This is a genomic window from Paenibacillus sp. GCM10027627, from assembly GCF_042675505.1.
Classification (GTDB): domain Bacteria; phylum Bacillota; class Bacilli; order Paenibacillales; family Paenibacillaceae; genus Pristimantibacillus.
In genome coordinates this window covers 1-19,368 of the sequence record NZ_JBHTHB010000005.1, presented here as the reverse complement: position 1 = coordinate 19,368, position 19,368 = coordinate 1, and the positions used below count along the sequence as shown (strand labels likewise).

Here is a 19,368-nt window from a genome sequence, read left to right as displayed (position 1 = left end):
TACCATTTTAGCGAAAAAAGTGATCAGATCGACAAAATACTAGATTTTTTTTATAATAGAGTTTATGCGAATCTTTTAATGGTGGTGAACCAGTTGTTATTTGCTCTAGCTTTTATTCTATCTTTTGTGATTGTGTATGCTCTTATTCCTCCCCTGGGCCGTATAGCCTTCCGGCTTGATTTTGTAGACAAGCCCAGAGTGGACAACGAACGAAAAATTCATAGAGAGCCGATTCCGCTAACGGCTAGTTATGCCATATTCGCTGGATTTTTTGCGGCGTACCTTCTCATTTCGCAAAACTTCTCATGGAAGACGCTGGCGCTGTTTGCCGGCGGTTTGCTTCTGCTTGCGATCGGCACAATTGATGATTGGTACAAAACAAAAGGGAAAGACTTTCCCGCTTTGCCTAAGCTAATCGTTCAAGTATCTTCCGCAGTTTTGGTTTTTGCGGCGGGCATTCGTTTCGAAGGCTTCGTTAATCCGTTTTCCGGCGATTATCTCATGCTGCCGTTTTGGCTGCAGTTTGTGCTGACGATTCTTTGGATATTCGGTGTAACGACCGTTATTAATTTTACGGATGGAATGGATGGACTGGCCGGAGGATTGTCGGCGATTTCCGCGATTACCTTGTTTGTCGTTGCCCTTGCAATGGGACAGTCGAACTCCGCAATCATGGCTATTTCTTTAGTTGGAGTAATGGCTGCCTATCTCATTTACAATAAAGCTCCGGCCCGAATTTTTATGGGTGATGCAGGCGCTACGTTCATCGGATTTATTTTGGCTGTTATTGCGCTGGACGGTGCGTTTAAGCAAGCGACGGTAATGTCGCTGTTTATTCCAATCCTTGCGTTAGGGGTTCCGATCTTCGACAATATTTTTGTAGTCGTCAGACGGATGATGCAAGGGAAAGCGATTTACGAAGCGGATGCCAGCCAAGCGCATTACCGTCTACTTAAAGCAGGATTGACCCAAGGGCAAACCGTCATGTTTTTATACTTGCTTGGGACATGCTTTTCGCTGTCGTCTATCATTTTGCTGCTTGTGCAGATATAAGGTTTGATACGGTATAAAAGAATAAGGATAACGCAGAAACCTTGCAGCGCAAGGTTTTTTGCATTTTATAGGCTGAAAGCAACTCCGAAAAGCAGCGAACCGTCACCATCGTGTAGGTTTTTCACCAATGCTAAGGGCTGACGTTTCCCTGGCACAAGATTGGACATTCTAAGAAGCGACAGTCATTTTTCGACATTTGTGAGAAGCCAAGAAGGTCTTACCTTCTTGTACGGCGAATACATATAGCTGAAGGGGAGGGATAAAATGGATTGGTGGCTAATTTGGCTTATCGTGGCGGGGGTATTAATCGTCGTTGAAATGCTTACGCTTACCTTTTATCTTTTGTGGTTGGGCGTTGGCGCGCTCTCTGCGGCAGTAGTCGACGTTATCTTCCCGGATGCGTTGCTAGTGGAAGTCATTGTCGGCTGTGTGGTCGCGTTGCTGCTTACTTTGTTTACGAAGCCGCTGACTAGACGAATTCATAACGGCAAGGGATTTAAGGATGCCGTCGATGAGCTTGTCGGAATGAAAGGAACGGTTGTGGAGGATGTTAGCGCAGAGCAACCTGGAGTAGTCAAAGTAGGCGGAGAGACTTGGAGCGCTAAAGCGAACGAAACGATCCAAAAAGGCGAGTCAATTATTGTTGTCCACCGTGGCAGCGCCTTTTTACAAGTAAACAAATGGGAGGCTAACTAGATGGCGGGATTGGTCATTACAGGAATTATTGTTGTAATAGCTGTTGTGTTTGTTGCAATGTCCATTAAAATTATTCCTCAGCAAAGGGTTGGGGTTGTAGAGCGACTCGGAAAGTTCAGCCGTTTGCTGACACCGGGAATTAATGTGTTGATCCCCATTATCGATCATGTAAGAACCTATCACGACCTTCGTATTCAACAGGCCAACGTGCCGCCGCAAACGGTTATTACGAAGGATAATGTTCAAGTGAAAATCGATACGATCATTTTTTATCAGGTGACGGGACCGGAGCAAGCTACATACGGCATTTCCGACTATGTGTTCGGGGTGCGCAATATTAGTACGGCTACGATGCGCCAAATTATCGGCAAAATGGAGCTGGACGAGACATTGTCCGGCCGTGAAAAAATTTCATCGGACATTCGTTTGGCGCTGGACGAAGCTACGGAAAAATGGGGCGTTCGCATTGAGCGGGTTGAAGTCATCGACATTCAGCCGCCTACAGATATTCAGGATGCAATGGATAAGCAGATGAAGGCGGAGCGCAGCAAGCGCGCGTTAGTGCTTGAGGCGGAGGCTGCCAAGCAGGACATGATTTTGCGAGCGGAAGGCGACAAGCAAAGTAAAATTTTGAAGGCGGAGGGCGAGAAGGAAGCCCGGATTAGACAAGCGGAAGGCCAGCGACAAGCCCAGGAGCTGGAGGCGCTTGGTCAAGCCAAAGCGATTCATTCCATTGCCGAAGCGGAAAAAAGCCGGATCGAAATGATAAAGTCCGCTGGGTTGGATGAGCAGGTGCTGACCTACAGGTCCCTTGAAGCGCTCGGAGAAATCGCAAATGGCGCAGCCAACAAAATATTTATTCCGACCAAAGCGGTGGAGACGCTTGGAAGCATCGGCGCGATTGGCGAAATGCTGAAAGAAAGCAAAAAAGGCTAGAATAAAGGTTAAAGCAAAGTGTGCTCAAAAAAGGCGGCTACTTGTAGAGGTTCTACAGGTTAGCTGCCTTTTGTATGATATGTTGTTAACTAAAATAATCAAACCTTAAAGCAACCTTAAAAAGTTGTGACCAAACGCCCGCCGAGACGTATTAACCTTCTGAGTAAGGAATTCGAAAGGAGAGAGTGTATTGACCTTTATGAACCAAGAACCGAACACCGGCCAAACCCCTAATCCCAATCGAAAACCGCCGGAGTTGAAGCCGGCTACGGTGAAGAAGCTTGTCATTGGAATCGCTGCTGCAGTCGTCCTCATTTATTTAGGATCAACTTCCTTTTACACGGTACAGGAGCAAGAGAGAGCAGCCGTGCTTACGTTCGGGAAGTATTCGCATGAAACATCTTCCGGTTTGCATTTCAAATGGCCGAGTCCAATTCAGGAGGTACGGATCGTACCTGCCGAGCTGACGCAATACATAACGATTGGATACCGCGAGGAAAATGGCGAGTCTAAATCGAACGACGAAGAATCGATGATGATTACCGGTGATGAGAACATCGTTTCCGCCGATGCGGTTGTCACTTGGAAAATTAGCAATATCCGAAATTATTTACATAACATTGGAAACCCGGAGCAGTTTCTCCGCAATGCGGCAAGCGCTTCGATTCGATCCGTCATTGGTTCGCAAAAGCTGGATTATGCGATTACCGACGGCAAAACGGCGATACAGGATCAGGTACGGGAAAGGCTGATCGAGCTGCAAGCCCGCTATGAAACAGGGATACAGATCATCGATCTTAAATTTCAAGATATAGAGCCGCCGGGCGGTGAGGTAGAGGATGCATTCCGCTCTGTAACAAATGCCCGCGAGGAAAAAAACACGAAAATAAACAACGCAGCCAAATATGAAAACGACCGGATTCCAAAAGCCCGGGGCGAAGCGCAGGCATTGCTGGAGCAGGCGGAAGCGGAGAAAAAATCGCGTATTTTGAATGCCCAAGGCGACGTTGCAAAGTTTAATGCCATCTATGCGGAGTACGTCAAAAATCCCGGTGTAACGGAAAGCCGTCTTATTCTAGAGACGCTTGAGAAAATTTTGCCAAATGCGCAAATCTTCATTACCAACTCCGGCAGCGATACAGTCAATTATTTGCCATTAAATGAACTGTTGCGCGAACGCGGAAAAACGACCGATTCTGCCGGCCAAGAGGGCAGCACCGGAGAAACAAAGCAAGGAGGCGGTGAACAATGAAACGGAATCAATGGCTGACACTAATAGCCGTCGTACTCCTCTTTATAATCGGAGCCGGCTCCATGTTTATTGTGAAGGAAGGCGAATATAAAGTTGTCCTCCGATTTGGCGAAGCGATCAGAACGGAAACGGAACCTGGACTGAACTTCAAGCTGCCTTTTATTGAAAACACGACGACTTTGCCCAAATACCAAATGACATTCGAAAGTCATCCCGGCCAAATTTTGACCAAAGACAAAAAGCCGATTCTTGTAGACAATTATACGATTTGGCGTATTGTCGACCCGGAGAAATTTATCCGTACGGTCAATACCGTGAGCGGTGGCGTTCAGCGAATTGACGAGGCCGTTTACAACTCGGTCAGAAGAAAGCTGTCCGAAGTGGAATACGACGTCATCATTAGCGAAAATACGGCTAGAGGCAATATTAACGACGAGATTACGAATGAGGTAACTATCGCCCTTCAGCGCGACGATTACGGCATTGAAATCGTTGATGTGCGGATGAAGCGCACGGATCTTCCCGATAGCAACAAACAAAGCGTCTACAATCGGATGATTTCCGACCGGCAGTCCATCGCAGCCCGTTATTTGTCCGAAGGCGATGAGGAGTCCCGCAAAATTACGTCCAAGGCAGATCGTACAGCGAAAGAGCTAATCGCAAAAGCCGAAGCCGACGCCAAAAAGATTATAGCGGAGGGCGAGCAGGAAGCCGCCAAAATCTACAACGGGGCTTACGGCAAAGACCCGGCCTTTTACAACCTGTACCGCACTCTGGAAAGCTATGTCGTGACTCTTCAGAATGAGCCGGTTATTATGCTTCCTATCGATTCTCCTTACGCCAAAATATTGCTGGGACAATAAATGAGCGTTTATCCCTAGTCAATCATACAAGTCGCCAATAGATTCATCTCATATGGTAAATAGAGGTGAATCTAGTGGCCAAAGATTATGCTAGCCGCAATATAAGAGGCAAGCTTCGTGTTTGCCGCTACTTGAAAGGAAGCTCCGATCTAAGGCAATATGTGCCGGATACGGTTTCCTTCAGCCGCTCCAATTTGGAAGCGATGTTAGGACGGTATGGCATCTTGTATGTGAAACCGGATGTCGGCTCGCTCGGAATAGGCATTTGCAAAATAAAGCGGACCCGTTCAGGCTATGAGCTGAAATCCATTCAAGGAAAACAGCAAACGAGCACGAAACTGGAGTCGGCAGCCGCCTTATACGATCGAATCGCGGCTGGCAGCAAGGGGAAAAACCTGATTATTCAGCAAGGAATTAAGCTGGATCAAGTAAAGGGAAGGCCATACGATATAAGAGCGATGGTACAGCGGAAGCCGGGCGGGGGATGGACCTGTACCGGATTTATGGTCAAGGCGGGAGCGGCAGGCAAAATTGTAACGAATTATTATCAGGGCGGTTCGATCTGGACGCTTCGCAAGCTGCATGACCAACTTGGATTGTCGGAGTCGGAGAGTGCCGCGAGAAGCGGGAAGCTGGGCTGGGTGGCGCTCAAAATGGCGGCTCTGTTAAGCGCGAAGAGATCGGGCATGCGTGAAATGGGCATCGATTTTGCCTTTGACCGGGATCATCGGCTTTGGGTGCTAGAGGTCAACTCCAATCATCCTCAGTTTCATCCGCTCAAAACAATTGATCCCGGAGCCTACAATACGATGAAACATTTTGCTGCCTCTTACGGTAGAAAAAGCGCAAAATAATAGAAGATGGCGGTGCCCCGAGGAAACTTCTCAGGCACCGCCATTTTGCATTCCAGCCAATTACATACCGATAACCGATTCGCAGGTTAGATTACGCTGAGCAAGCGTTGTTTAACGCTATCCGTTGCCGGCACAAGCGGCAGACGCAGCTGCTCATTCGTAATGATTCTCTGGTCGGCAAGCCACCATTTGAGCGTAGCGGATGCAGGCTCTTCGTACAAATGGTGGATAATCGATACTAACGGTTTAAAAAGATCCCGCGAGCCAAATACATCCCCGCTAACAAATCGTTCATACACCTCAATAAAGCGTTGAGGATGAATATTGGCGGATGCCAGCAAGCCGCCTGCGGCTCCTTGGCACAACATAGCATGGAAGTATGCATCGTCTCCGCAAAGGATTGGCTTGGTCTCATGCTTTAGTAAAGCGGACATAAGCTCAATGCCGCCGGAGCTGTCTTTTAGTCCAATGACGGAATCGTGCTCCATGATGCTTCTCATCGTATCTACCGTTATTCGGCATCCTGTACGAGCTGGATTTTCGTAAACGATAACAGGCAGTCCGACTTCGGCAACCTTGCGGAAATGTTCCTGAATGCCTTGCTGCGTCGGTTTATTGTAATAGGGGGTTACTACCATGGCGGCGTCGACCCCGAGCTCCGCTGCAAGTTCTGTTCGCTTAACGGTTGTATAAGTATCGTTTGTGCCTGTTCCGACAACGATAGGAATGTTTTTATCCAATTTTGTTAAAATGTCTCTAGTTAATTGAATCATCTCTTTGACTTCATCCCACTGAACGGTTGGCGACTCACCAGTTGTGCCGTTTATGACGAGTCCTTGAATGTCATGCCTTGCGAGATAGCTTATATATTTATGAAAAGAATCGGTATCCAATTGGCCGTCCTCGGTAAAAGGAGTAATCGCCGGAATAAAAATTCCTCGAACTTGCTGTTCATTCATCATCATTAACAATTCCTTTCCATTATGGTGAATTCAATGTAACATAGAAGCAAAAATCATAGTTATCTATAATAACCGATAGTTGTAATCAAAAATTTTGATGAGGTGGCTAGTCAGTATGGACTTGACCTATTTTCAAACGTTCCGAGAAGTAGCGATACGCCAAAGCTTCACAAGAGCGGCAGAGGCGCTAGGTTATGCGCAATCCAGCGTCACAACTCAAATTCAAAAGCTGGAGAAAACGTATAGCGTCAAATTGTTCGAACGTTACAGCAACAATAAAATTCGGCTTACTTCCGCAGGGGAGGAGTTGTTTAAACTAGCCGGACAAATGCTGGAGCTATATGATCAATCAAAGGAAAGAATAGCCCAGCAGGACGGAGGCTCCATTACGATCAGCACGATGGATTCCATCGCTTCCTATTTTTTGGCGCCCAATATCCAGGCCACTCGAAGAGAATATCCAAACTTAAATATAAGATTGCATACGGATCGCGAAGAGATGATTTTGCATCAGGTGAAAGAGGGGGAAGCGGATATCGGACTTCTTTTGGCAGACGATGCCATCGATCCCGCTTTAAACTGGGTTACCATCCGGGAAGAACCGCTCGTTCTAATTGTGAACACAAGCCATCCGCTTCTCGAAAAAAACAGAGTCGAACTGAATGATTTGGCGGATATGGAGTGGATTATGCCTGAACATACATGCAACTACAGGCAGCTTTTGGAGAAAATGCTTCGCGCAAACGGAATGGCTTATCGCATAGGGCTGGAGCTAGGCAATCCGGAAGCGATCAAAAGGAGCATCAAGACGGGCGTTGGCATCTCCATTCTGCCCCTCATGGCAGCCATTGAGGAAATTGAACGCGGGGAGCTGGAGGTTCTGCCCTTCGAGCATGCCGATATGAAGCTTAAAATTGGCCTCATCCTTCACCCTAGAAAGTGGGTTTCCAATCCGCTGCAGTTTTTTATGGATGGATTGAAGAGGTAGAAGTGCAAGGGCGGTATAAAATGAGGCTTGCGAAAACTAATGTCATTAGTTTATACTAAAACTAACAACATTAGTTTTCAGGAGGAAGTTCACAAATGAGAATAAGACGTGAGAAATCGGTTGTACAACTTACCTATTTGCCGCTGCTGTTTCCGGTTAATTGTTATTTGGTTGAAGAAAAAGAAAGCTTGACGCTAGTGGATGCCGCTTTGCCGGGCAATGTGGAAGCTATTTTGCAAGCGGCTGACAAAATAGGCAAACCGATTGAACGAATCGTGTTGACGCATGCTCACAATGATCATATTGGCGCACTGGACGGATTAAAGAAACGATTGCCTGACGCTAAAGTGTATATTTCCGCGAGAGACGCCCGGCTGCTTAAAGGCGATGTTCGTTTGGATAAAAGCGAAGGCGGAATGCCCATTCGAGGCGGAATTCCAAAAGGCGTTCAGACGGAGCCGGATATTTTGCTCCAAGACAATGACCGGGTTGGCTCGCTTACTGCCATTGCCGCTCCAGGACATACTCCGGGATCGATGGCCTTTTTGGATGAGCGAAGCGGCATATTGCTGGCGGGTGACGCCTTTCAAACGCGTGGAGGAATTGCGGTAGCGGGAGGGATGCGGCTCGGGTTTCCTTTTCCGGCATTTGCGACTTGGAATCCGGCTCTTGGACTGGAAAGCGGCAAAAGGCTGGCTTCTCTAAAGCCATCCGTGCTGGCGACAGGCCATGGCAATATGGCGATAGAGCCGCTTGCCGGTATTCAACAAGCATTGGAATCGGCGGAACGCAGCCTGATGAAGAAGGGTAGGAATAACCATGTCACCTAGAGCCGGACTGGATTTGAATACGATCGTTGGGGCCGCTGCTTTGCTAGCGGATGAAGAAGGGCTGGAAGCGGTGACGCTTGCCGCTTTGGCTCAGCGACTCGGCGTTCGCTCACCTTCGTTATACAATCATGTTAACGGGCTTCCCGCACTCAAAAGCCATATGATGGAATACGCATTAAAGGAGCTTCTGGCAGTTTTGCGGGACGCAGCCGGCGTAAAAAGCGCAAGCTCGATTGAGTCGATTGCGAAATCGTACATGATCTTTGCCAGAACCAGGCCGGGACTTTATCCGTTAACGCTGGGAGCGCCGACTTTAGCGGAGGGAGAGCATGCAAGGCTGGCGAAGGAGCTTGTCGAGCTCATGCTGGAATCGCTCGCCGCTTGCGGCCTGGGGCTGACTGACGAAGCAGGCATTCATGCCGTAAGAGGTCTCAGAAGCTTGCTCCACGGCTTTGCCGCTATTGAAAGCCATAGCGGTTTTGGAATGCCGATAGACGTAGACGATAGCGTTCGTTATGTGCTCAAAGCGTATTTGAACGGTCTTAAGCGGCCCGATCTTTAAGACAGAGTGAAGACCGCAATGGAAGCGGTTAGTTTATTTAGATATGACTTATGCTGTACAAAATGGATGCCGTGTAGTAATATCCATTGCAAAGAGACGTAACAAGAGGATCCTTCGATAGCCGAAGGGTCCTCCGTCCGTTCTAACAACTAGACGAAGAAGGTAGATGAATGTGGCACGCGTGACAAAATCAAACTCTCAAATGGTCAAATTCGGGATGCCTTTAACAGCGAGGGTATGGAGAAATGCACGCATCGATTTGTGGGCGTCATGTCTGTTCGGACTGTTTAATGTCGTCATGAATCAGTTTTACGTAGCGTTTGCTATTCAGCAAGGAGCAAGTCATTTTCAAGTCGGACTGCTTACGGCGGCGCCTGCCATTGGTCTTATTTTGTCCCCGCTGTGGGCAAGCTGGATCGAAAAGGTGAACCGTCCCAAGCCGTTCGTCATCATTCCAAACGCAATCGGGAGGCTGATGCTGCTCCTGCCCGCTTTTTTTGCGTATCCGTCGGTTTATGTAGCTGCGGCTCTCGTTTTTCAGTTGTTGATGGGCATACAGGCTCCGGCTTATGCGGCGCTAGTCTCGCGGATGTACCCTTCCGATATTAGAGGACGTTTGATGGGGTATGTTCGGGTAGCGATGGGCATTCTGATGATCCCGCTTGCCTATTTGGTCGGCAGCTGGTCCGATGCGTTTGGCCCTTCGGGTCCGCTTATTGCCGCATCTATCGCGGGCATGCTGTCCATCGGATTGTTTAATACGCTTAAGCTGTCCAAAAAGAGTGATCGACCGAATCAAACGGAGGCTGCTGACACGGCAGGACGTCCAAAGATCAAGTTTTCGCTGACGGAGCAGTGGGAACTGGTTAAGAATAATCGGACGCTGGCCGTATTTCTGCTGGCTACCACATTTGCTGGTTTTGGCAATATGTTTTCAAGCCCGCTCTATCAAATTATACAGGTCGATGTACTGGAGCTTTCCAATGTGCAAATTGGCTATGCGCGCGTTGCTTACTTTACTGCGCTGCTGCTAACCTTTTGGATCGCAGGATTGATGATCGACCGGTTCCACATTAAATATACGCTTACGGTGGGGATTGGAGCCTACGCGGTTGTCCCTATGCTGTACGGGCTATGGGGAACCTACGAGGCTGTTATTGTAGGCAATGCGATTCAAGGGATTGGCGAGGCGATATGGGATATCGGAATTTTGGCTTTTGTTTTTCGCCTCGTACCTGGTCGGGAAGCGACGGTGTTCGGCATTCATTTGATGCTGTTCGGCATTCGCGGAAGCATTGGCCCGCTGCTCGGCTCTTCTCTTGCTTCCGACACGTCGATTAGCGCTCTGCTTATTGCGGCATCGATTTGCGGCTGGGTTGGCACGGCGATGTTTGTATGGGGAAATCGCGGCAAAACAAATGAGTTGGCTGCGGGCTGATGAGTTAAGGCTAACATAATAACAAAAAAAAGACGCCCTCTTGCTGCTAAGCAGCTTAGAGGGCGTCTTTATTGCATTAATAAAGGGAAATGGTTAGCGTATCGCGTTCGTATAGGGAATGCAGCGTTGCTTCGCTGCCGACAATTTCGACGCTAATGAGCGAAGTGATGCATTTTTTCAAGGCGTTTTTGCCGGTGGTCAGTTTCCGTTGAAGAATGGCCGCGAGCTTGTCTATCGCTTGTTTGTTTGTATCGGTTAAGTATACGGGAATCATTTTATTTTCAAATACCAGCATAGTTTTCATAAGTATGGCCTCCATCCTAAATAGGATTGATTTTTAATAAGTTTAACTGATAAATATTAAATAAGTCTTAAAAATCGATGATCAAATCGTTACAAATTTCTCATAATACGCAGTCCGCTGGCATAAAGTTTCAAATTGTTTTGGGCCGTTTTTAATAAAGCGAAACAAGCGGATCTTATGCCAGCATAATAACGTCAGGACAAAATCGCATAAAAAGAAGCTAATTAAATAGCTATTTTCGGGGCGGTTTGGCCGATATAATGAAAGCGTAAAGCAAAATAAGACACATCCTTACAAAAGCATACTATGACTTAAAGGAGTGCGGCTTCAATGAGAAAAATGGGAATTGGCTTGCAATTGTATACGCTCCGCGAGGCGGCAGCCGAAAATTTTGAAGGCATGCTTCGCCAGGTGGCGGAAATGGGCTACGAGGGCGTCGAATTTGCCGGTTACGGCAATATCGAAGCTGGCCGCATGCGCGAGCTTTTGCAAGAGCTTGGCCTAACAGCCATTGGCAGCCACATCGGGCTTGAGCGGCTTGAGAATCATTTGGAAGAAGAAATTGCTTATCTCAAAATGATCGGGGCCAACTATGCAATTTGTCCATGGCTGCCGGAAGACGCGCGCAGCGCGGAAGCTTGGTTATCTCATTTCGTCAAATTTGAGAAATACGGTAGACGGTTTCGCGAAGAAGGCATTGCTTTTGCATATCATAACCATGACTTTGAATTTGAAGTGGAAATAGACGGCAAACTAATCTTTGATGTCCTTTACGAACATATTTCCCCTATGCATTTGCAAGTTGAGATGGATATCGGCTGGGTTCAGTATGTAGGCCAAGATCCGATCGGCTATATTCAAAAGTACGCGGGCAGATTGCCGCTGCTCCATCTCAAAGATTTCCGCAGCGGCGACTCGGAAAAAGGAATCGATACGGTTGAGCTTGGCAATGGCGAGCTGCCTTTACTTGAAGTGATCGAAGCCGCGTCCGAAGCTTCTGTAGAGTGGCTTATCGTGGAGCAGGACATGTGCAGCAATCCGCCGCTTGAGTCGGTCGCAACCAGCATGCAATGGGTGAAAAACAATTATTTGAACAAATTTGAATAAAGGCAGGGAATGTATATGTCTAAAATAAGAGTAGCGGTTATTGGCTGCGGATCCATTTCGAAACATCGCCATATTCCGGAATATGCGGCTCATCCCAATGTAGAGCTAGTAGCGTTTGTCGATCCCGTGATCGAACGGGCGCAGCATTATGCGGAGCAGCACGGCGGGCAAGCCTTTGCCGATTATGAAACGATGCTGGCCGAAGTGAAGCCGGAAGCCGTTAGCGTTTGTACGCCGAATGCCTATCACGCTCCAATGAGCATTGCCGCAGCTAAAGCTGGAGCGCATGTGCTGGTGGAGAAGCCGATGGCTGTAAGCGACGAAGAAGCGGAAGCGATGATCGCAGCAGCAAGCGAAAATGGCGTTCATCTAATGGTAGGACATAACCAGCGCTACATGCCGCCGCATGTAAAGGCGAAAGACATTTTGCAATCCGGCGTACTGGGCAAAGTGCTTACTTTCCGTACTTCCTTCGGCCATCCAGGACCGGACGGCTGGAGCGTCGACGGCGCAAACAGCTGGTTTTTCCGCAAAGAAGAAGCGCTAATGGGAGCGATGGGCGATCTTGGCGTTCACAAATCCGATCTAATCCGTTTCCTTCTAAACGATGAAGTGGCGGAAATCGGCGCATTCGTAGGCACTCTCGATAAAAAGGGAACGGAAGTGGACGACAACGCTTCTTGCATTTTGCGTATGGAAAGCGGAGCAATCGGTACTCTGGTTGCGAGCTGGACATATTATAGAGGCGAGGACAACAGTACAATTCTATGGTGCGAAAATGGCGTCCTGAAAATTGGAACTCATCCCGAGGACCAAGTTATTGTAGAACTCCGTGACGGCACGGTAGAGAAGTATAATGTAGGAGCGATCTCTACCAACGATAAACAAGAGACGAGCGGTGTGGTCGACGCATTCCTCGAAAGCATTTTGACCAACACCAAACCGGACATTTCGGGCGAAGAAGGCCGGGCATCGCTGAAGGTCATTTTATGCGCATTCGAATCTCAAAAAACGGGCGGATTTGTCTCTGTAAATCGTTAACGGTTCCACTAAAATAGAAGCCCCCAAACTGGCTCGAAGAGCGGTTTTGGGGGCTTTTTTGCGTCCAAAAACGACGATTAGTAGATTCTAATAAAGCAGCAGCGGCGCATGATTGAGCCCTGTTTTAGGCGAATTGGCAGTTTTTGAGACATGATTCGGTATACCCCCCATGCTAAGATTAGGGACATCGGCAAGCGAAACCGATAACAACTCAATCATGCTTAGGAGGAATTAAGGAATGAAAATGCAACCGATACGCATTGGTGTGGCCAGCATACTTGCAGCAACGATGATCGGAACGGGTCTAGCTGCTCCAAAAGCTGATGCTGCTTCTGCCAAACTGATTGACGTAAAGACGCAAACTTTTTATATGAACTATGAAACGCTGAATTCGATAGCTAAAAAATACGGCTTCGACTTAAGCCAATTTAATATCGTCATAAACGGCGTAACGATCAAGTTCCCGGCACCGACGGCTCCGGTCAAGCCAACACCGACGGCACCGGTCAAACCGACGCCAACAGCGCCGGTGAAGCCAACGCCAACGGCTCCAATCAAGCCGACGCCGACAGCGCCAGTGAAACCAACGCCGACACCGACGGCTCCAGTAAAACCGACGCCAACGCCAACAGCGCCGGTTCAACCGACACCAGCGCCAACGACTGAAGCAGGCACATTCCAAGCTCAAGTGGTAACGCTCGTTAACCAAGAAAGAGCAAAGCAAGGACTTCCGGCATTGCAGACGGACTCTTTGCTTGGCAAAGTGGCTACTGAGAAAGCAAGAGACATGGATGTAAACAACTATTTCAGCCATACTTCGCCGACTTACGGCTCGCCTTTTGATATGATGCGCTCCTTCGGCGTGAAGTACAACTTCGCGGGAGAGAACATTGCATCCGGGCAACCGACTCCGGCTCGCGTGATGAGTGACTGGATGAACAGCCCGGGTCACCGCGCCAACATCTTAAATAAAGACTTTACGAAAATCGGCGTTGGCTATGTCAACGGCGAATGGGTGCAAATGTTTATCGGCTAAAGCCAAAAGGTTTTATAGGCGGAACGTTGAGAACGGCTTACGGCTTAACGTTCCCCCTTCTTTCTTACAAAATTCAGGAGGTACTTCGTTTTGAAAAAAGCAATGATAGCAAGCGCGGCCATCGCGTTGTCTGTTGTACTAGGTGCAGGGACGGCTGGAGCGGCTGCAAAAACACATACTGTGAAAGACAATGATACATTTTGGACTTTATCCAAGCAATATAATCTTCCATTGAAAACAATCATGGACGCCAACAAATCGTTTGATGCTTTGAATTTGCAGCCGGGCATGAAGCTGTCGATTCCAGATCAAAGCGAGCCGTCTAAGCCAAAAGAATCGAATTCGATGGCCGCTGCCGGGCAAAGCAGCGAAGGGCTTGTACAAGGTCCCGGCGGTTACGACTACGTTTACACGAAGCAGCTGTTTGTTCAAGCTACTGCATATACGGCTTCCGCTTCCGAAAACGGCGGCTGGGGCGGAGTCGATTACTTCGGCAACAAGCTCAAAGTGGGAACGATTGCCGTTGATCCAAAAATGATACCGCTAGGAACGAAGCTTTACATTACAGGCTATGACTATAATGGATTGCCGCAAAACGGCATTATCGCTACAGCGACAGATATGGGCGGCTCCATTAAAGGAAACCGCATCGATATTTTTGTTCCGGGCACGACCCAGCAAGCCTATAAATTCGGTATTCAAAACGTAAAAGCTTATATTTTAAAATAAGCGCGCAACGTTTTATCGATATGCTTTTTTCCCCAACAGCTCAGGCAGCGTAACGATTTCATAACCTTTGTCCTGAAGCATCTCAATTAAATCGGGAAGCGCGCGGATAGTGCCGGATAAGTACTGGCCTTCCCCGCCGCCCGCATGCTGCAACACGATAGAACCCGGTTGAAGGGTTCTTTTTATATTGGCCAAAACAAGTGCGCTGCTCGGGTTTTTTTTCCAATCCTCCGAATCGACATCCCAGTTAACCATAGTAAATCCATTTGCCCGGCTCCACGCTACTTGATGAGGAAGCAAATCTCCGTATGGAGGCCGAATAAGTCTAGGAGAAACTCCTGAAATTTGATTGATCACTTTATCCGTCCGCCAAATTTGATTTTGAAATTGCGCGTTTGTCAGTTTGGAGAAGATTGCATGATTATAGGAGTGATTGCCTATGACATGGCCTTCTTTTAAAATGCGCTTTACGAGCTGGGGATGGTTGGCCGCCTTATTTCCTACAAGGAAAAATGTAGCGCGGACATGATAGTTGGACAAAATTTCAAGAATTTGGGGAGTAACCCTGGAATCCGGCGCATCGTCAAACGTAAGGGCCACTCTTTTTTTGCCTCTTGGCCCGTTGGTTATAAAAGCGCCGGGATATAATTTGCCCAGTTTAACCCATGAGACGCTGGCGGAGCGGGTCTGTTTTTGATTTCCGGACGATTTCGCCGATTTTTTTCTGCTCGGATTGGCGGACTTTGGCCGCGTCTTTTTTTTGTCTACTTGATCGTTAGATTGCTTATGTGTAGAAGCGGCTTGCACTCCTTTATCCGGCCGAAAAGCAGGAGAGGCGATCATTAAGGCGATAGCTGCAATCATAACAGCCCCCCAAATGGCGACCCTTTTAAAAGGTCTCGATGCTTGTTTATCCATTCTCCCCATCCATTCCCGTTACATAATATTGAAGCGTAACAGTAATTTTTCCGACGTCCGGGGGATTCATTCGTTTTTTTCGAAAAAAACAAAGCGCGTGCTCAGTTGACCTGAACACGCGCTTTCACTTTGGCGTTACTTCATTTTGAATACTTGAATTGTGCGTTGGAGCTGAGTAGCCATTTGCAGCATCCGTTCCGTCTCTTGAACGACAGCTTGTACAGAAGAAATTTGCTCGTTCATCGATGCGGATACTTGCTCGGTGCCTGCTGCGGACTGCTCGGTAATAGCCGAAATGTTTTGGATCGCTCCGGAAATTTTTTGTGCGCTTTCGAGCATGACATCGCTTTCTTGTGAAAAAGCGTAAATTTGAGTCGTAATAAATCCGATGCTTTGTTCGATTTCTTTAAATACTTGTTCCGACTGGCGAATATGCTCCGTTTGCAGTGTAACGGCTTCTTCATTTACTTTCATATTGCTAATCGCTTGCTGAATGCCTTCATCGATGCTTTTTACAAGATGGAATACTTGCTTTGTTGAAGAAGTCGATTCTTCAGCGAGCTTCCGAACCTCTTGGGCCACAACGGCAAAGCCGCGGCCATGCTCGCCCGCTCTTGCCGCCTCAATGGATGCGTTGAGCGACAATAAGTTGGTTTGCTCGGCAATATCGGAAATGGTAGTGGTAATGGCGGAGATGCCTTGCGCCTTCCGTGCCAAATCTTCAATCGTTTCCGCTACTTTGGCGGTAGCCTCTACGTTGCGCTGCATGCCGGCGGCTTGAACTTCAAGCGCCTCGCGGCCTTTGTCCACCAGCGTGATCGTTTGCTCGCTTCTGGCGTTCATCTCTTTTGTCGACAGGGCGTAAGCGGCAACCTTCTCTTCAATTTCGGTAATAGATGCGCTCATGTCGGTGACATCCTCCGAAATTTCATTGGCGCCCGTCGCAAGCTCATTGGCAGAAGCCGCAACCTGCCCCATAGCCGTCCCGATGTGATTGTTTTTTTCGAATATGCTGCGGCTCGTGTCCGCTACATGCTTAATAATATTGGATGTCTCGGTCAAAATCTCGCGAAGCTTGTCCACCATGCTGTTGAAGGAATGGCCGAGCTCGCCTGCGCCCGCCGATGCCGACGTATCGATCTTTTGCGTAAAATCTCCTTTGGAAATGCGATAAGCGGCTCCCGATATTTCGTCAAAGGACCCTGTAATCGATTTTTCTACAAAGGCAACGATCGGAAAAGCTGCAATGGCCAATATAATAGTCCCAATAATAATCGGCAGTGCATTTCCTCCCCAAAAGCTATTTAATAAAAGTGTGACAATGGCAAAAAGCGCTAAAATCAAATAAGCGAAAACCATCAATTTATTGCGTACTGACAGCGAATAGTACCATTGAACCATTATGTAAGCGCTCCTTTTATTGGAATACCCATATTATAACACCGGTATCGAAAATGGTCTATAATTGTCGAAAGCAATATTGCCCCTCGGCACAGGACCTAAGACTTATAAAAAATATTGATTTTAGGCATAAAAGCGCAACGGTTTTTTCGGAAAATACTAAAAAATTTTTCGGTGAACATTGTATTTTCGTTTGCTACGATAATAAACAATTCGATGTTCATCAAGTTGGTTTTTGTCGGATAGAGAAATGACATGTCGAAATGATGAGGGGGATACAGGAATGGAAGCGAGTTCAGTTTCGTTGGCGCGCCAGATCGATTTTGTTTTCCGTCAGTTGGAGAGCGAATTGACGAACTTAGCGGCAGGGACGGTTCTAATTCATATTCGAAACAATACGGTAGGCAAGTTTGGAATCAGGCATCATCCCATCGAGAGTAAAGACGGGAAAATTGAAGGGATGGGAAAAGGGCTGACGCCCGCTCAGGTACAAGATTTTCGCCAAATGGCTATCGATGCTCTTAAATATAGAAAGGACTGGACACATGGCGAAATTATGTATGATTTCTCCGTTCGCCAAAGTACGAATTCCTGGTCGGCAAGCATTCTCTACGAATCCAATTACAATATGTCGACTTGGAACAATCGGTTTGCCGCACAGCCAAGACCGCAGCATATGCTGCGTGAATATCTTTAAACGCCAATAAGCAATGGCAGCCTAATATAGGAGCCATTGCTTATTTTTTGTCCAGGAGGGATGGATCGCCGCCTGGTGGTTCTGAAAGAGCAGCCGGGTAATCGGAACGAGGGGGACCCTCCCCAGGAATGAAAAAGCCCAGCAGCAGCGGAAGGAGAAACAGAACGTAAATAGCTGTTTTTTTGAAAGGCGAAGCTTTGTGATGCTCGCATCCGCAATTAGGAGAGTGGCGATGAGCTTGGGGCCGAAGAGAGGAAAAAAGCTGAAAGACTGCTGCCGCAAATAGAATAACGGCGGATCCTTTCACTGGAAGTACCATTTCCGGCTCAATATAACGGACAATTTCTCCCGTGTAAGTCAAATAAGCGACTAGCAAGGAAAACCCTAACATAATGATGGCTTTCGCCAATGGATGAATCATAGCAGCACCCCCGCGAGCCAGGATCCGGCCAGCGTAAGCGCGAAGGCCGCTATCATAACAATAAGAACAAATTTCACTTTGAAGGCCGAGATCATCATGAGCATGCTTTTAAAGTCCATCATAGGGCCGAATACAAGAAAGGCGAGCAAAGGTCCCGGCTGAAATACACCTTGAAAAGAAGAGGCGATGAAAGCGTCGGAAGTGGAGCAAATGGACAGGACAAAGGCGAAGCCAAGCATAAATAGGTAAGACAAGAGAGGTTGATCGGCAAAAGACAGCAAAATGTCGCGTTCCACCGATGTTTGGATCAAGGCCGTCAGCAAAGCGCCTAAAATAAAATATTTGCCCATATCAAAAAATTCATCGGATGCATGGGTCAGGGTGGAAGTCCATTTGTTTGTAGCCGGCGGCGTTCCTCCGACGGATGGGGTAACGATATGAAAAGCGGATGAAGGAGGCGCAGACGCGACCCGCAGCGGATTCCAATCCATTTTTCTGGAAAAGGCATAGCCGATGGCTACCGCTACGGCAAAACCAAGCGCCATGCGGGTATAGGCCATTTCGGGAGCCTCGCGGAATGCAGTAATGGTAGAGGCGAATACAATGGGATTGACGATAGGCCCGGCAAGTAAATAGACGACCCCGATATAGGCCGGCATTCCTTTGCGAATCAATCGCCGGATAACGGGGATCATGCCGCATTCGCATAAGGGAAACAGGATCCCGATCAACCCGCCGAAAAGAACGCCTGCATATCGGTTGCGAGGCGTAAATTTGCGAATCGTATCATCCGACACAAACACTTGCAGGAGAGCGGAGAAAATGACGCCTAAAAGGATGAAGGGGAAAGCCTCCAGCAAAATACCGAGAAATAGCTCTTTGAACGTTTGGACTTGGCTATTTTGAAGAAGGACAGCCAAATCGTTAGGCAGCTCGCGGTTTGTTAGGATAAGGACCGTCAAAAGGAGGCAGCAGAGAGCCGAAAGCGGCGTGCCGTAACGAAATAGAGATTGTGTCATGGCAGCAGCTTCCTCCTTCTGTAATAAGTAAGAATAACGATTGAATGGTTTATTTTATCGTATGCAAATCATGCATCCATTAGGACAACTATTGCACGTCCAGTGCCATCCATTGTCTATTTCTACTGCCGCAAGCTTTGGCGCAAAAAAAAGCCGACGCTCTAGGAACTGACCCCATAGTGTGAGACAAATCAAAACACCTTCAAGAAAATGCCGAGACATCGTAAGATGTGGAGGACAACTTTGGAGGTGTTTTTGTTT

The 19,368-nt window shown here is 47.8% G+C and carries 21 protein-coding genes; 15 read left to right on the top strand and 6 right to left on the bottom strand.

Features of this window, described 5'->3' with window-relative positions; translation table 11 throughout:
* Positions 1 to 78: 78 nt before the first annotated feature.
* From ACFQZE_RS17500 to ACFQZE_RS17475, 6 genes are all read left to right on the top strand, one after another.
* A complete protein-coding gene (locus ACFQZE_RS17500) occupies positions 79 to 1,053 on the top strand; it encodes an MraY family glycosyltransferase (RefSeq protein WP_379360095.1) in 975 nt (324 codons plus the stop codon).
* Positions 1,054 to 1,317: 264 nt separating this feature from the next.
* Positions 1,318 to 1,749 (top strand): NfeD family protein, encoded by a 432-nt coding sequence (locus tag ACFQZE_RS17495; protein ID WP_379359344.1) that lies wholly within the window; start codon positions 1,318 to 1,320, stop codon positions 1,747 to 1,749.
* Positions 1,750 to 2,685, top strand: coding sequence for an SPFH domain-containing protein (locus tag ACFQZE_RS17490; protein ID WP_379359342.1), 936 nt, complete (start codon positions 1,750 to 1,752; stop codon positions 2,683 to 2,685).
* 199 nt (positions 2,686 to 2,884) lie between these two features.
* Positions 2,885 to 3,937, top strand: a complete 1,053-nt coding sequence (gene hflK, locus ACFQZE_RS17485) for an FtsH protease activity modulator HflK (RefSeq protein WP_379360093.1) — start codon at positions 2,885 to 2,887, stop codon at positions 3,935 to 3,937.
* On the top strand, positions 3,934 to 4,800 hold the full coding sequence (gene hflC, locus ACFQZE_RS17480) for a protease modulator HflC (protein WP_379359340.1): 867 nt from the start codon (positions 3,934 to 3,936) through the stop codon (positions 4,798 to 4,800). Before hflK ends, hflC begins: the two co-directional genes overlap by 4 nt.
* Before the next feature lie 74 nt (positions 4,801 to 4,874).
* The gene (locus tag ACFQZE_RS17475) at positions 4,875 to 5,654 is read left to right on the top strand and encodes a YheC/YheD family protein (RefSeq protein ID WP_379359338.1); all 780 of its coding nucleotides are present in this window, start codon (positions 4,875 to 4,877) and stop codon (positions 5,652 to 5,654) included.
* An 86-nt stretch (positions 5,655 to 5,740) separates the two neighbouring features.
* Here the strand turns inward: ACFQZE_RS17475 and dapA are convergent, their stop codons facing one another.
* Positions 5,741 to 6,619, bottom strand: coding sequence for a 4-hydroxy-tetrahydrodipicolinate synthase (gene dapA / locus ACFQZE_RS17470; protein WP_379359336.1), 879 nt, complete (start codon positions 6,617 to 6,619; stop codon positions 5,741 to 5,743).
* Positions 6,620 to 6,731: 112 nt separating this feature from the next.
* Here dapA and ACFQZE_RS17465 point away from each other — a divergent pair, with 112 nt between their 5' ends.
* The 4 genes from ACFQZE_RS17465 to ACFQZE_RS17450 all read left to right on the top strand — a co-directional run bounded on the left by ACFQZE_RS17465 (position 6,732) and on the right by ACFQZE_RS17450 (position 10,434).
* The gene (locus tag ACFQZE_RS17465; RefSeq protein WP_379359334.1) at positions 6,732 to 7,604 is read left to right on the top strand and encodes a LysR family transcriptional regulator; all 873 of its coding nucleotides are present in this window, start codon (positions 6,732 to 6,734) and stop codon (positions 7,602 to 7,604) included.
* A 95-nt stretch (positions 7,605 to 7,699) separates the two neighbouring features.
* A complete protein-coding gene (locus tag ACFQZE_RS17460; protein ID WP_379359332.1) occupies positions 7,700 to 8,434 on the top strand; it encodes an MBL fold metallo-hydrolase in 735 nt (244 codons plus the stop codon).
* Positions 8,424 to 8,996 (top strand): TetR/AcrR family transcriptional regulator, encoded by a 573-nt coding sequence (locus ACFQZE_RS17455; protein WP_379359330.1) that lies wholly within the window; start codon positions 8,424 to 8,426, stop codon positions 8,994 to 8,996. Before ACFQZE_RS17460 ends, ACFQZE_RS17455 begins: the two co-directional genes overlap by 11 nt.
* 172 nt (positions 8,997 to 9,168) lie before the next feature.
* Entirely contained in the window at positions 9,169 to 10,434 is a 1,266-nt protein-coding gene (locus ACFQZE_RS17450; protein WP_379359328.1) for an MFS transporter, read from the top strand.
* A 76-nt stretch (positions 10,435 to 10,510) separates the two neighbouring features.
* On the opposite strand, the gene ACFQZE_RS17445 is transcribed toward ACFQZE_RS17450, so the two are convergent.
* Positions 10,511 to 10,738 carry a 3-dehydroquinate dehydratase gene (locus tag ACFQZE_RS17445; RefSeq protein ID WP_379359326.1) on the bottom strand — a complete coding sequence of 76 codons (228 nt, stop codon included), beginning with the start codon at positions 10,736 to 10,738 and terminating at the stop codon, positions 10,511 to 10,513.
* A gap of 330 nt (positions 10,739 to 11,068) precedes the next feature.
* Here ACFQZE_RS17445 and ACFQZE_RS17440 point away from each other — a divergent pair, with 330 nt between their 5' ends.
* The 4 genes from ACFQZE_RS17440 to ACFQZE_RS17425 all read left to right on the top strand — a co-directional run bounded on the left by ACFQZE_RS17440 (position 11,069) and on the right by ACFQZE_RS17425 (position 14,651).
* Entirely contained in the window at positions 11,069 to 11,845 is a 777-nt protein-coding gene (locus ACFQZE_RS17440; protein WP_379359324.1) for a sugar phosphate isomerase/epimerase family protein, read from the top strand.
* A gap of 15 nt (positions 11,846 to 11,860) precedes the next feature.
* Positions 11,861 to 12,886, top strand: coding sequence for a Gfo/Idh/MocA family protein (locus ACFQZE_RS17435; RefSeq protein ID WP_379359322.1), 1,026 nt, complete (start codon positions 11,861 to 11,863; stop codon positions 12,884 to 12,886).
* Between the two features lie 238 nt (positions 12,887 to 13,124).
* Complete coding sequence (locus ACFQZE_RS17430) at positions 13,125 to 13,922, top strand: CAP domain-containing protein (protein WP_379359320.1); 798 nt, start codon at positions 13,125 to 13,127, stop codon at positions 13,920 to 13,922.
* A gap of 90 nt (positions 13,923 to 14,012) precedes the next feature.
* Positions 14,013 to 14,651, top strand: coding sequence for a 3D domain-containing protein (locus tag ACFQZE_RS17425; protein WP_379359318.1), 639 nt, complete (start codon positions 14,013 to 14,015; stop codon positions 14,649 to 14,651).
* Between the two features lie 12 nt (positions 14,652 to 14,663).
* Here the strand turns inward: ACFQZE_RS17425 and ACFQZE_RS17420 are convergent, their stop codons facing one another.
* Together ACFQZE_RS17420 and ACFQZE_RS17415 are read right to left on the bottom strand one after the other, a co-directional pair.
* Positions 14,664 to 15,569 carry a polysaccharide deacetylase family protein gene (locus ACFQZE_RS17420; protein WP_379359316.1) on the bottom strand — a complete coding sequence of 302 codons (906 nt, stop codon included), beginning with the start codon at positions 15,567 to 15,569 and terminating at the stop codon, positions 14,664 to 14,666.
* A 135-nt stretch (positions 15,570 to 15,704) separates the two neighbouring features.
* Positions 15,705 to 16,970, bottom strand: coding sequence for a methyl-accepting chemotaxis protein (locus ACFQZE_RS17415; RefSeq protein WP_379359314.1), 1,266 nt, complete (start codon positions 16,968 to 16,970; stop codon positions 15,705 to 15,707).
* Between the two features lie 283 nt (positions 16,971 to 17,253).
* On the opposite strand from ACFQZE_RS17415, the gene ACFQZE_RS17410 reads away from it, so the two are divergent.
* Positions 17,254 to 17,667 (top strand): O-methyltransferase, encoded by a 414-nt coding sequence (locus ACFQZE_RS17410; RefSeq protein ID WP_379359312.1) that lies wholly within the window; start codon positions 17,254 to 17,256, stop codon positions 17,665 to 17,667.
* A 40-nt stretch (positions 17,668 to 17,707) separates the two neighbouring features.
* Here ACFQZE_RS17410 and ACFQZE_RS17405 read toward each other — a convergent pair whose 3' ends face one another.
* Together ACFQZE_RS17405 and ACFQZE_RS17400 are read right to left on the bottom strand one after the other, a co-directional pair.
* On the bottom strand, positions 17,708 to 18,088 hold the full coding sequence (locus ACFQZE_RS17405) for a DUF1980 domain-containing protein (RefSeq protein ID WP_379359310.1): 381 nt from the start codon (positions 18,086 to 18,088) through the stop codon (positions 17,708 to 17,710).
* Complete coding sequence (locus ACFQZE_RS17400; RefSeq protein ID WP_379359308.1) at positions 18,085 to 19,107, bottom strand: permease; 1,023 nt, start codon at positions 19,105 to 19,107, stop codon at positions 18,085 to 18,087. Before ACFQZE_RS17400 ends, ACFQZE_RS17405 begins: the two co-directional genes overlap by 4 nt.
* Between the last annotated feature and the right edge of the window lie 261 nt (positions 19,108 to 19,368).

Bases quoted from the DNA above. Each gene is read 5' to 3' on its own strand.
- ACFQZE_RS17500 (WP_379360095.1), top strand. From the start codon at position 79: ATGGTGGTGAACCAGTTGTTATTTGCTCTAGCTTTTATTCTATCTTTT.
- ACFQZE_RS17495 (WP_379359344.1), top strand. From the start codon at position 1,318: ATGGATTGGTGGCTAATTTGGCTTATCGTGGCGGGGGTATTAATCGTC.
- ACFQZE_RS17490 (WP_379359342.1), top strand. From the start codon at position 1,750: ATGGCGGGATTGGTCATTACAGGAATTATTGTTGTAATAGCTGTTGTG.
- hflK (WP_379360093.1), top strand. From the start codon at position 2,885: ATGAACCAAGAACCGAACACCGGCCAAACCCCTAATCCCAATCGAAAA.
- hflC (WP_379359340.1), top strand. From the start codon at position 3,934: ATGAAACGGAATCAATGGCTGACACTAATAGCCGTCGTACTCCTCTTT.
- dapA (WP_379359336.1), bottom strand. From the start codon at position 6,619: ATGATGATGAATGAACAGCAAGTTCGAGGAATTTTTATTCCGGCGATT.
- ACFQZE_RS17465 (WP_379359334.1), top strand. From the start codon at position 6,732: ATGGACTTGACCTATTTTCAAACGTTCCGAGAAGTAGCGATACGCCAA.
- ACFQZE_RS17460 (WP_379359332.1), top strand. From the start codon at position 7,700: ATGAGAATAAGACGTGAGAAATCGGTTGTACAACTTACCTATTTGCCG.
- ACFQZE_RS17455 (WP_379359330.1), top strand. From the start codon at position 8,424: ATGTCACCTAGAGCCGGACTGGATTTGAATACGATCGTTGGGGCCGCT.
- ACFQZE_RS17445 (WP_379359326.1), bottom strand. From the start codon at position 10,738: ATGAAAACTATGCTGGTATTTGAAAATAAAATGATTCCCGTATACTTA.
- ACFQZE_RS17440 (WP_379359324.1), top strand. From the start codon at position 11,069: ATGAGAAAAATGGGAATTGGCTTGCAATTGTATACGCTCCGCGAGGCG.
- ACFQZE_RS17435 (WP_379359322.1), top strand. From the start codon at position 11,861: ATGTCTAAAATAAGAGTAGCGGTTATTGGCTGCGGATCCATTTCGAAA.
- ACFQZE_RS17430 (WP_379359320.1), top strand. From the start codon at position 13,125: ATGAAAATGCAACCGATACGCATTGGTGTGGCCAGCATACTTGCAGCA.
- ACFQZE_RS17420 (WP_379359316.1), bottom strand. From the start codon at position 15,569: ATGGATAAACAAGCATCGAGACCTTTTAAAAGGGTCGCCATTTGGGGG.
- ACFQZE_RS17415 (WP_379359314.1), bottom strand. From the start codon at position 16,970: ATGGTTCAATGGTACTATTCGCTGTCAGTACGCAATAAATTGATGGTT.
- ACFQZE_RS17410 (WP_379359312.1), top strand. From the start codon at position 17,254: ATGGAAGCGAGTTCAGTTTCGTTGGCGCGCCAGATCGATTTTGTTTTC.
- ACFQZE_RS17405 (WP_379359310.1), bottom strand. From the start codon at position 18,088: ATGATTCATCCATTGGCGAAAGCCATCATTATGTTAGGGTTTTCCTTG.
- ACFQZE_RS17400 (WP_379359308.1), bottom strand. From the start codon at position 19,107: ATGACACAATCTCTATTTCGTTACGGCACGCCGCTTTCGGCTCTCTGC.